This is a genomic window from Legionella resiliens (assembly GCF_021344005.1).
Lineage (GTDB): Bacteria > Pseudomonadota > Gammaproteobacteria > Legionellales > Legionellaceae > Legionella > Legionella resiliens.
On record NZ_JAJTND010000004.1, the window covers coordinates 1,429,210 to 1,441,734 of the forward strand.

Below are 12,525 nucleotides of genomic sequence, written 5' to 3' on the forward strand. Positions count from 1 at the left end.
ACGTGTTCGCGGTATCCAGGAATCCTAGTCATCTAGAGGATTTCTTCATAAAATAACTCCATCCTGAACTTAATTTTTATATATTAGTCTCTTAATCCCAACATAATAGAACCGATTATCCCAGCATTATCAGAACACTTATCTATAGATTTGACCAATTTGGTGTCCGTGGTTTAGGAGGTATTAGTTATATTTTTTAAACATTAAGTTTTTTTTGCTCATAGATAAGGCATTCAACCACATCAAACTCACAAGCTGGGTGCACATTGACTAGTTTTGCAAGGAGTAAACCAATGCGATCGCTTTGCTCGTTTCTGAACGCTGCTCCTTCCCCCAACCCCGTATTTTTCCCGTGATTTCATTTTTTTGAACGCTTAATTGAATTTTAACGTGATTGATTAACTTAAAAGAAGCCCATGCATATATATTTAGCCTGAAATCACTAAGATTCAACTTTGTTGTCTCTTTTTTGCACCATCCCCCACAACCTGTATGAGGACGAAAAAATCGAGATCGATTAGGAATCATATTCGCATTAATATTAATAATGCCTCCACCAATCTGCCCTCTTTTATAATCTACTGTGAATAGTGCATCTGTTGTGTAGCCCATTCCATAATAATATCCAAAATTTCTTAAAACAGAAAATTCATTTTGGACATCATGATCTATTTTGTATCGCTGAAAAGCGTAAGCGTTCATCATTGTAAAGTCACCATAAATATCAAGAACGCTTCTAATTTTGAAATTATTTAGATAAGTGGTCATGTCAATCGTTAATCCCAATAAGTGAAGTGCCGAATAAAAATCATTCAATACATCATCCATTTTAATTTGAACAGCAACGCTTGGCCCGATAAATAAATTATGCCCTTTAAGATAACCTCTCTTATCGTAAGAAAGCTTTTTCGAATAATAAGCACCTAATGTCGTTTTAGCGAAAAAATTTAACGTATTAAATTTTGAATTATAGTAATCTTCAAAAAGCAATTGGCCAAAGACATTGTCAGTTAAGAAATCATTGACTTCACCTACTTGTTCAAACATTGGAATATCAATTAATTGTGTATTTAAACCAAAATAAACTCCTGATAAATTACTTTTACCGTTAGCTGGGGAATGGGAGAATAATTTAGGTAATTCGTATTGGGTAGTGAAGTATCCGGAATAAATATCAAACATGCTCCATGGGGAGTAATTACTATCAAAATAGTTGCGCGGAGCTTCTTTATAAATCTTTACTGAAAACAAATCCAGGAAATATTTGGGTGCTTTGAAAACACATCCTAAAGCATTATTAAGAGGAGTAGAAGGTAAGTACTGAAAGATCTTAATGACTTCATTATATGTCTCTCCAATAACAAAGCCGCCCCAAATTGTATTAATTTGATCATTAATACTGACTACTTCCCTAAATTCAGTTACATACTCCCAAATACTTGAAGCTGCAGCGGTATAAAGTATTGAATAAAATCGATTCAGTCCATTTAATCGGGCAATTGAATAATATCCTGCTCCAGCAAAAAAATGTCCCCTATTAGTGGCAAATAGATTGTCATCAAATCGAACAGCGCTACCGTTCAAACGATTTTTTATTGAAGAATGAAGAGTAAAATCCCAATCAACCGCATTAAATTCGTGATTATTATAATATCTAATAGTATATCCAATCAAAAATGCAACGGTTTCACCTGCAGCAAGCAGATAATTTTTTTGAGTTGTTGTATGGTTTTTTGTGAACATTACCTGAAAAGCAGTTTCCTGAATCGTGTAATTATTTTTTCTTTTACAAAAAGTATTTACTTGTTGATTTTTGGCCTGACAAATGGCAGAGGATGATTTTTTATATTGGGGAAGATGGCATATTTTATTGGGAGCTTCCTTAGCTATTATTGAAGAATTAGGATTTGAAGCATGAGAGTTGTTAGACAAAAAAAATAGGGTAACAAAGGAAGCCATTAGAAATAAATTGAACAACTCCATTTAAAAAAACATCCCTATCGTTTAACAATATACCATTCTATTTTTTTAAAATACTAAAGTAAAATGTATCTTCATAAATAACTCGTTATTTACCGACAACAGCTAGCCACATTAAGGCGCCGTAATACACACTAACAATAAAGGCTTTAAAACATTCTTGCGGGATTCTTTTACTAATCAACTTTTGTTGGTACATCAAAACCATACCTGCTGCAAACCAAAAAATATAAAACCATAAATTTATTTGATTTTCTAATGCCAAGCACAGCCACAAACCATGAAATAATCCTTGCAATAAACCAATAATCATTCGATCGTAACTGGCAAAATAAATTGCAGTAGATTTCACGCCAATTCGCAAGTCGTCTGCTTTATCAGCCATAGCATACATCGTATCATAAACAAGAATCCAGGAAAAATTGATTAAAAATAATAAGAAAAACTCACCATTCAAGGGAAGATCTGAGGCAACATAAGCCATGGGAATTCCCATGGAGAATGCTAAACCCAAAATCAGTTGGGGAGCATCTAGAAAACGTTTGCAAAAAGGATATAAAAAAGAAATGAATAATGCGATCAATCCGAAATAAAAACAATTTCGCGGTAACTGAAGTAGTATAAATAATGCAGCGAAAAGCAAAACTATTAATAAAAAGAAGGCTTCGGGCAAACTCACTTCGCCAGAGGTTAATGGCCTTAATTTAGTACGTGCGACATGTTTATCGATATTTCGATCTGCAATATCATTGATTACACAGCCTGCAGCTCGCATGAATACAGTACCACATAAAAAAAGGATAAAAAGTCTAAGTGGTGGTACTCCTTTATTCGCTAACCATAAAGCCCATGCTGTTGGAAACCAAAGCAATAAAATTCCCACAGGCTTATCAAAACGCATTAACCGCCAATATGCATTCCATTTCATGAGTTAATACTCTCAAGTTCAGGTAACATAATTTCAGCTAAATAAAATGCCTCCTTTTGCTGAAATAAAAATTCTGCAAGCCGCACCCAAAGTACGTCATCGATAGAATCCAAGTTCCTTTTTACCCAATAATATTCCAAGCATTGCTGATCAATTGGGTAATTGATTGACTGAACACGATGCACCCTATCTTCTTTAAAGATTAAATTTTTTATTGATTCATTTTCCAAACGTCCAAAAAAAGTTGGATCGAGATCATAACATTTTTTAGGAATAATGCTTCGAGCATACCAATAAGCCACATTGTGGCTTTTCATAATGATTTCACGTTGAAAGACCAGCTTATCTTGAATTTGCAGAAAGTTATTATCCCACCAGTCTGTATTCCTCCAATATTGAGAAATCAGTTCAACTTGCGCATCACCTTTAATTTGCTGCAGTTTATCAGTTAATGAATCTTGATAATTGAGCCATTTTGAAAGTTGTTCAGAGCTTTGCGCACTTATTGTAAAAATAGAATGGGTATTAATAGGCATAGATTTTAGTACTATTACAAAATATATTTCAGCAGGATCTTACAAAATTAACGCATCAGGGACAAGTTATTGCTAATTCTTATTCTACCAAGTCGATTTAATATGATAACTACCTGCTCACGGGTATCTTTATTAATTAAAATAAAATGCCCATTACTAATTGCCTGACCTGGATGAGTTGAGAATACAATCTTATTTGTTGTGCTTACTCCTACCCAATTCAAATCCCAATGAGGATGACTCCATTGCCATTGATAAATCAGTTCAATTTTATTTGTTTTTTTATTTAAAAAATTCAAAACCATACCATTTGACCAACTGGATGAAACATCTAGAGGAGCAAGATATACAGAATTGCCAAGGATAATGGCCTGCATCTTGGCATACTGTATTGCAGTTCGCAGTTCATCAATGAATGTTTTCTGTTCATTTTTTTTCATAAAATAAGTGTATGAACCAATTCCTACTATTGATAAACTTAAAAATAAGAACATAGTTATCATTAGTTCAAGCAGCGTAAACCCTTTTACTTTCATATAAAAAACTGATTTCCTATTACTGCCTGTTTGCGAGTTACGAAATACAATATCATAATTTTATGAAAAAACCATGGACTTAAATGCTAAAAGAAAATGACTCATCGGACTCTAAATTATCATAATTGTCTTCAGAAAAAACTCCATCAATAACTATTTGCATAGGTTCACTTCCACGGCTCAAAGAACGAAGCAATCGAGAATGAACTTTAGAGTCCTTATGCAAGAAACCTAATACGCGTAAACTTTGTGCAAAAGATAAATTCCAACGTGCAAAATACTCGTCTTTATATATGTTTTTATTACCGCTATTAAGCAACTCAAGCAATTGAGTAAATGCTTCATAAACTTGCTCAGTGGGGTTTAGTTTCAGTTCTTTTAATAAATTAATTGCAATATGAAAAATTACATGCGTTTCATTGTGAATTTTTGCAAAATGATTCAAACATGCAAAAGGTGCTTTCAACGAAAAGGAATGACGTGCAAAGTCAAAGATTTTTTTATCTGTGGCGTCTTTGAGAAAGTCTTGTGATAATTTTAAAAATACAGGGTAAACAGCAAGTAAAATCTTATGATTATCACTTCCGATGGATGAAGATGAAGTATTTGACATTATTTCATTGCCAAAAAAAGTTAAAGGACTCTCATCTTGTTTAGGACTTTTTTGTGAGGTAGCAGTTGTACTGAAATAAAGGCTCCGCAGCTCTTCAGCTTGTTGCATTAACTCCGTTCGATTAGGTGCAGTAGATTCCTCAATAAGTCGATATACTATTTCAAACCAGTGTTTATCACCTCGATAGCAACAATAAGAGAGCAATTCACCCAAAGAACTAAAAGTCGTATACATAAATTCTTCATTTTCATATTCTTCGGAATCATTTTTTCGATAACGCATGTTCAAATAATTATTTGTCTCCTCAAAACCTGCATCGATCATTTGTTTTCTTGTTTCTTCTCCTACTGTGAATGATGAGCTTGGTACATTGTCGACATTGATCACGATGGATTGACAGGCATATTTCCTCAATTTCAAGCGATCTTTCTCCCAGCCGCTCGCTGGATCACTAACCCCAGTCAGCAATCTATAAATCCAATTTAATACAACATTCTCTCTATAAACCCTATCCATGACCCGATCTATGGCCTTTCGTTCTGGCCCGTCATCAAACTTGACTGCTAACACTTTTAAGTTATTACCATATTCTGATTCAAGTAGGGTTGAATGATCATCAGAAAAAGGCTCAGTAGGAAAATTATTTAATATACCACCATCATTATGTTCCTCCCCGTCAATAAGCGTTGATCTATAGACTATTGGGAAGCTTGCAGATGTTTTAACTGCTTCACTTACTTCAAAATTTGGTGAGTGTAAAAGGGAAAAATATCGAGTTGTACCTTGACGTTTATTTGTCGCTGTAACCACTAACTCTTTGCCAATTCCACAACCGGGACATTTTTGACGAATTGCTTCCAATGTAGCAAAAGTAATTTTCCCTTGTGGGTACGGAATTTGATATTCGGTAACAATTTGGTTCAATTTATAAGCAATTGCATAATCAAGGGCGGTCTTTAATGAGTCTGCTTCAGAAAATCCATTGATATTGATATCAAAATGAACCAAATGTTCATTCTTGAAATGTTTGAATAGTTCTTCAATTTCAGATGCAGAGTAACCCAGGTAACACAATAAAGCCATAATCGCACCTGCTGAACTTCCAGCAAATTTATCAGGGTAAATTTTGGCTTCATTTAACGCTTTCCAGACCCCAACATGTGCAAAAATTTTTGCACCACCACCACAAAACACTATATTTTCAATATTGGGTTTTCTTTCCCTAACCAGAATCTCATGTGATTTTAAAAATCGGAAAATCTCAATTTTTTTTGATTCATAGAGCGATACTACTTGTTTTTCTTTAATTGATTTACTTTTGACTTTTTCATCATTTATCCAAGGGAAAAACCAACTCCAAATTCGAACATACCATGGTTTCAGTGACATAAAACGCTGCATTTTTCGATAATCATGCATTTTATCCAGACGTTCCTGAGGATCAGATACCTCTATAGATTGTGGATGAGGACTTTTGCATACCGATTCAAATTTGATATTTTTTATATTAAGCGCAATGAGCTTATCGACCAATTTATCAGTAATAAAAACTCGTTTGGTATTCCCTAAAGGCTCTTGCTGTGAATCATTAGGATCATTATATTTTGTTCCTATTCCCGGAACTAGAAACTGATTAAAACCAATTAATGTACCATGATTACCATGACACATTTGAATACCAGTCAATTGATAATGAGATATATTTTTAAGAGATAAATCTAAATCAGTTATTCTCCAATGTTCTTGATATAGCCCCTGAAACCAACTGACTATTCTCCCCCACCAGGTTAAGGCGACCTCGGCTGTAAAACCTCGATATTCGTTTACAGTAACGCCACTTAAAAATGCCTTGGTTTTATCTTTTTGATGTGGATCCAAAAACCATTGCTTAAACAGTGCTCTTTTTTCATCACTTACACGGGTAAAATCGAACATTATTTGTTCGTTATCAAATAGATAGTTGCCAAAAGCAATTTTATTATCAGGTGGTAAACCATTAATTTGCAAGCGTCCTAAATAGGCCGTAATAATGATCTTTTTTAATAATTCCAGATTTTGAGGATATTGGTGTGCGTCAGATGCAAGCAACTGACTTATTACGTGTTGTGGTGTCATGACTTATCCTTAAGTTATGATAATCCATTAACATTCAGCAATAATTTAATCACTCCCAGTTGATATATTGCTCAATTGATCTTGCTTTACTTCACTCGATTCTTACTTCCCTCCATGCCACTTGTTCCAATTACACGATGACGATGCTCTTTGTTTTATTATTTTTAACCATCACAAATATAATTAACACAAATTTATCAGAAATTAAATAGAGCCAAAACAATCCAGCTCTTCATTGACTTTGACTCTTTTATTCGACTTTTGATTGGAAACTTTGATATATAAGCCATTATTCAATGAATAATGCACTTCCTACTGCATCATTCGGACAAGCCGCGGGACGTAGTAGGTTGGGTCATTTTGACCCAACAATTTAAATATGCTCACTATATTAAGTTGAGATGTCGATAAATTGGACGTAAGAATGAGATTTTAAAATCATCAATGCAATGAGTTATGTGAGTTGAATTTATTGGGTCGAACGTCCCAACCCACTCGCTTCAGGCTGTTAAGCCAGCATTCATCTCATCTATATTTTCTAATTTTTTGAAGACTCAGTGCTGACTTATGAGGAAATTAAATATTCTGTATACTACTTAAAATTTCATCTACAACGAGTTCTGGGTTAATCGCTTGAGTGATTGGACGCCCTACTACCAGAAAATCGCTGCCTTCTTCAATAGCTTGTCTGGGACTCATAACTCTTGATTGATCATCATTTGAATTACTCGCGAGTCTAATACCCGGAGTAACCGTGATAAATTGGTCGTTACAAGCACTTTTTATTATTTTCACTTCTTGAGCGGAACTGACTACACCGTCCAAACCTGATTCTTTGGTCAAAATTGCCAATTTTTTCACCTGGTCTATTACCGGTGCAGTCACTCCAATAGCAGTAAGTTCATTTTGGTTAAAACTGGTTAAAACAGTTACTGCAATTAATATCGGTCTATTCACGCCATAAGAATCAATTGCTTTTCTTGCGGCCTGCATCATACTCATGCCACCTGAAGCGTGAACGTTCATCATCCAAACGCCTAGATCAGCTCCTGCTTTACACGCTTTTGCAACTGTATTAGGAATATCATGAAATTTTAAATCCAAAAACACATTAAATTGTCTTTTGATCAGTTGTTTCACAAAATTGGTTCCAAGCAGCGTAAAAAGCTCACTGCCTACTTTTAATCCACAGCTTTTCGGATCAAGTTTTTCAACCAGATTTAAAGCGTCGTGCTCATTATCAAAATCCAATGCAACAATTAATTTAGACGTCATTTATGCTACGGCCTCTTCCTCATGAACTTTTAGAGCACTTTTTACTGCAGTGACAATTCTCATTTGTTCTGCTTCTTGCAGATAAGGATGCATGGGTAAGCTAATCACTCGGCTGCTGGCATGCTCTGCATGTGGGAAATCACCCACCTTGTACCCTAAATAGGCCATTGCTATTTGCTGATGTAATGGTACTGGATAATGAACAGCTGTTGGAATCCCGGATTCTTGCATCGCTTTTTGGAACGCATCGCGACTATTTACCTCAATAGTATATTGTGCATAAACACTGGTGTTATAACTATGAACAAACGGTGTTTTCACTAAAGAGGAAAGCATTTGGTCATAAGACTTAGCAACTCGTTGACGCATGATGATTTCATCTGGAAAAAGTTTCAACTTTTCAATTAAAACAGCTGCTTGAATTGTATCCATTCGTCCATTTATCCCTATACGATTATGGCAATAACGTGCATTTTGCCCATGGATTCTTATTTCAATAAGTTTTTGAGCTAACGCATCATCATTAGTAAAACAGGCTCCTGAATCCCCGTAACCACCTAAAGGTTTAGAGGGAAAAAAGCTGGTGCATCCAATCGTTGATAAAGCGCAAGAATACTTACCTTTATAAGTTGCTCCAAAACTTTGTGCTGCATCTTCAATTACAGGGATACCATAGCGAGCGGCAATGGAATTAATTTCATCATGATCAGCACATTGACCATATAATCCAACTGGCATTATTGCCTTGGTTTTACTGGTAATGGCAGCTTCTAACTGGTTAGGATCCATATTATAAGTAAGTGGATCAATATCTACAAAAACAGGCTTGGCTTGACAAAGACTAATCACTTCTGTGGTAGCAAAAAAACTAAAAGGAGTGGTTATTACCTCATCTCCAGGCTGAATTTCCAAAGCCATTAATGCCATTAATAAGGCATCAGTACCACTTGAATTAACAATGGCATGTTTAACCCCTATAAAATCAGCCAATTGCTTTTCAAGTTGCGTAATTTCAGGCCCCATAATGTATTGACCATGATTCAAAACGTTTTTAATACCGGTTAAAATTTCGTTTTCTATTATTGAATATTGTTTTTTTAAATCGATAAATTGCATCATAATCTCTTAAAAATTAGTTAATATCCTTCCAAGCCATGGACAGGTTTCATTCTTCCCCAGTTTTTACAGCCGGGGCAATGCCAATGAAGATGTTTTCCACCAAAACCACAATGAATACATCGATAGACTGGCTTATTGTCTAAAAATTTACTTGTTATATCATAAAGCATTTGTAACTTGTCACGCACTTTTCCGTGAGCAGATTCAAGATGCCAATAGATTAATTGATTTAAACCCCGAATTGATGGATGTTTACTCAAATTATCAGCTACGAAATCTATAGCTGCATCCATATTTTTTTGTTGCCTCAAATATTCTGCGATCACAAAAATTACTGAAGCTCTGGGATTATTCTCCAAGGTCTCTTCCAGATACTTGACACATTCATCCATTGTATTTAATTCTTTATGACATATAACTAAAGGTTCGATAATTTCTGTTAAAAAATCAGCATCTTGTTGAGGTATGCGTTTTAATGAGCGGATTGCTTGTTTGAAGCGCCCTTCTTTCATTTCAAGGCTTGCATTCATTAAACTTGCTCGAACTGATTGATTGTCCACGGATATTGCCTGTTTAATACAATAAGCCGCCTTATCAATTGCATTTGTTTTTAATGCCTGATTGGCCATTTCACAATAGTAATGCGCCGCTTGATTATGAAAACTTGTCCCTGTAGAAATCTCCAGTTTTTTTACTACATCTAAAGCCTTTTCCCACGCTTTTTCTTGTTGATAAATCGCTAATAAGCCATGCAAACTGCTCGTTTCTTTAGAGCCTCCTAGTTCTACAACCTCTAAAAAAATCCGTTCTGCACGATCAAATAAACCAGCGCTCATATAATCCTGGCCTAGGGCCATTAAAGATTCTTTTCTTTGCAAAATGCTTAGCTGAGGTCTTGCGATTAAATTCTGATGTATCCGAATGGCTCTATCTACTTCGCCACGACGTCTGAATAAACTCCCTAACGCAAGATGGGTTTCAACAGTATCGCTGTCAACTTCTAATAATTTAATAAAAATATCAACAGCCTTATCTGGTTGTTCATTTAGGAGATAATTTAATCCGACAACATACTCACGGGATAAGCGATTATAAAAAGTTGGATCTTCCTTGGGTTTACTACGATTAGCCATCCACCAACCAGACCAAGCAGCAGCAGGCAATAGTAATGGCCATAAATCTATCATTATTACCCCTCCTCTGTGCACGTCAAGTTTATAATAATAAAAAAACTAATGCTGATCTTGCAATGGAATTGATCGTAAGTTTTTAATTTCTTTTTCTGTTAATTTTAATTGATTTTTAATTTTGTGACATTCCGCTTTTAAACGCCAATATCGCCAGATAAAAAGTATAAAACCGATTAAAATACCGATGCCCAGCATAATTGTCATAAGAACAGAGATAGGCATTGATATTACTTTAAAATACAAATTAACGTCCACCGAAGTAGCATTTAAAGCTGCAAAACTAACGCCAATAATGATCAAAAATATATAAATAACCAGCATTAATATGCGCATAAATTCTTCCTTTTTTGTTACCCAGGTAGAGCGAAGCTGTCCCGGGCTTTTCCAGGACACATATAACAATAACCTAAGTTATACTTCGCGTCACTCAGGCTATTAAAATATGCAAACAAAAAAAAGCGTAGAAGGATCTACGCTTTCTTAACTAATTGGCAATAAAGAGATTAATCACTCTCTTTGCTTGCCATTTTTTCTTTCAGCAAATCACCTAAGGTTGTTGAAGCACCTTCCGTTCTGGAATATTTCTTAATCGCATCTGCTTCATCTTGAGCATCTTTCGCTTTTACTGAAAGAGTAATTGAGCGATTTTTACGATCAACGTTCATAATTTTTGCTTCAATCTCGTCGCCTTCTTTGACAAGAGTAGTAGCATCATCAACACGTTCATCTGATAGTTCACTCACACGAATAGTGCCAGTAATGTCATCTGCCAATGCTACAGTAACGGTTTTAGGATCTACGGCCACAACAGTACCTTTTACGATAGCGCCTTTGGTGTACTCATCAACAAAACTTGCAAAATTATCACCTTCAAGCTGTTTAATACCCAAAGAAATGCGCTCACGCTCAGGATCTATAGCAAGAATAACAGCTTCCATCTCTTGACCTTTCTTGAACTGTTTTACAGCCTCTTCACCAGGAACAGTCCAGGAAATATCAGACAAATGAACTAAGCCATCAATATCTCCATCCAAGCCGATAAATATTCCAAAATCGGTAATTGAACGAATCTTACCGCTTACTTTTTGACCTTTAGAGTGGCTTGCAGCAAATTGTTGCCATGGGTTACCAACGCATTGCTTCATTCCCAAAGAAATACGGCGTCTTTCTTCGTCAATTTCAAGAACCATCACATCAACCACATCCCCTAGAGATACTACTTTACTTGGATGTACGTTTTTATTGGTCCAATCCATTTCTGACATGTGAACTAAGCCTTCTACGCCCTCTTCTATTTCAACAAAGCAACCATAATCTGTAATGTTCGTTACTTTGCCTTGTAATTTTTTGCCTATAGGATAACGCTCTACTAGATCAACCCAAGGATCGTTACCTAATTGTTTCATACCTAAAGAAACACGATTTCTTTCGCTATCAAAACTTAATACTTTCACTTTTACATCTTGGCCAACGGATAATACTTCGCTTGGATGTTTTACACGTTTCCATGAAATATCAGTTATATGCAATAAGCCATCTATGCCACCCAAGTCAATAAATGCACCATAATCGGTAAGATTTTTAACAATACCATGGAGTTCTTGACCTTCATGCAGGGACTCGAGCAATGCCTGTCTGTCAGCGCTGCTTTCTTCTTCAACGACTGCACGGCGTGATACAACAATGTTATTGCGCTTTAAATCCATTTTAATTACTTTGAATTCAAGCTCTTTGCCTTCCAGATAAGAAGGATCTCTTACAGGTCTGACGTCAACTAATGAACCAGGTAAGAATGCGCGTATAGTACCAATTTCAACAGTAAATCCGCCTTTGACCTTTCCAGAAATAAGACCGGTAACTGTTTCATTGTTTTCATGTGATTTAGATAATTTACGCCAAGCTTCCTGACGTTTCGCTTTTTCTCTCGAAAGGAGCGTTTCACCGTAGCCATCCTCTACAGAATCTAAAGCAACTTCAACGGTATCGCCTAGGTTAACTTCCAACGCACCATCTTTATCATAAAATTCTTCTTTAGGTACAATACCTTCGGATTTTAGACCGGCATTTAAAATGACATAATCATTATCGATACCGATAACCTTGGCATTAATAATGGCACCTGGATAAAATTGAGCACCGGCAATACTTTGCTCAAACAATTCTTTGAAACTTTCAGACATGTTAATAAACTCTTTAGTAAAAAAATGAAAGAATGAGTTCCACTCATCTTTCC

General features: G+C 35.5%; 10 protein-coding genes. All 10 read right to left on the reverse strand.

Translation table 11 applies throughout. The features are described 5' to 3' along the window. Nucleotides 1–270 precede the first annotated feature (270 nt). The gene (locus LXO92_RS11745) at nt 271–1,983 is read right to left on the reverse strand and encodes a DUF3943 domain-containing protein (protein ID WP_182349776.1); all 1,713 of its coding nucleotides are present in this window, start codon (nt 1,981–1,983) and stop codon (nt 271–273) included. A gap of 85 nt (nt 1,984–2,068) precedes the next feature. Further along, nucleotides 2,069–2,908: a 4-hydroxybenzoate octaprenyltransferase gene (gene ubiA / locus LXO92_RS11750; RefSeq protein WP_182349777.1), complete on the reverse strand. Its 840-nt coding sequence runs from the start codon at nt 2,906–2,908 to the stop codon at nt 2,069–2,071. Next, nucleotides 2,905–3,444, reverse strand: coding sequence for a chorismate--pyruvate lyase family protein (locus LXO92_RS11755; RefSeq protein ID WP_232891025.1), 540 nt, complete (start codon nt 3,442–3,444; stop codon nt 2,905–2,907). Before LXO92_RS11755 ends, ubiA begins: the two co-directional genes overlap by 4 nt. 47 nt (nt 3,445–3,491) lie before the next feature. Then, nucleotides 3,492–3,980: a GspH/FimT family pseudopilin gene (locus tag LXO92_RS11760; RefSeq protein ID WP_182349779.1), complete on the reverse strand. Its 489-nt coding sequence runs from the start codon at nt 3,978–3,980 to the stop codon at nt 3,492–3,494. A gap of 79 nt (nt 3,981–4,059) precedes the next feature. Beyond that, a complete protein-coding gene (gene vpdC, locus LXO92_RS11765) occupies nt 4,060–6,708 on the reverse strand; it encodes a Dot/Icm T4SS effector VpdC (protein ID WP_182349780.1) in 2,649 nt (882 codons plus the stop codon). Nucleotides 6,709–7,284: 576 nt separating this feature from the next. Further along, nucleotides 7,285–7,983: an orotidine-5'-phosphate decarboxylase gene (gene pyrF, locus LXO92_RS11770; RefSeq protein ID WP_182349781.1), complete on the reverse strand. Its 699-nt coding sequence runs from the start codon at nt 7,981–7,983 to the stop codon at nt 7,285–7,287. Continuing rightward, a complete protein-coding gene (locus tag LXO92_RS11775) occupies nt 7,984–9,099 on the reverse strand; it encodes a DegT/DnrJ/EryC1/StrS family aminotransferase (protein ID WP_182352824.1) in 1,116 nt (371 codons plus the stop codon). It abuts the gene before it with no gap. A 20-nt stretch (nt 9,100–9,119) separates the two neighbouring features. After that, nucleotides 9,120–10,289 carry a lipopolysaccharide assembly protein LapB gene (lapB, locus tag LXO92_RS11780; protein WP_182349782.1) on the reverse strand — a complete coding sequence of 390 codons (1,170 nt, stop codon included), beginning with the start codon at nt 10,287–10,289 and terminating at the stop codon, nt 9,120–9,122. 45 nt (nt 10,290–10,334) lie between these two features. Beyond that, on the reverse strand, nt 10,335–10,625 hold the full coding sequence (locus LXO92_RS11785; protein WP_182349783.1) for a LapA family protein: 291 nt from the start codon (nt 10,623–10,625) through the stop codon (nt 10,335–10,337). Between the two features lie 170 nt (nt 10,626–10,795). Beyond that, the gene (gene rpsA, locus LXO92_RS11790) at nt 10,796–12,472 is read right to left on the reverse strand and encodes a 30S ribosomal protein S1 (protein ID WP_182349784.1); all 1,677 of its coding nucleotides are present in this window, start codon (nt 12,470–12,472) and stop codon (nt 10,796–10,798) included. Nucleotides 12,473–12,525: the final 53 nt, after the last annotated feature.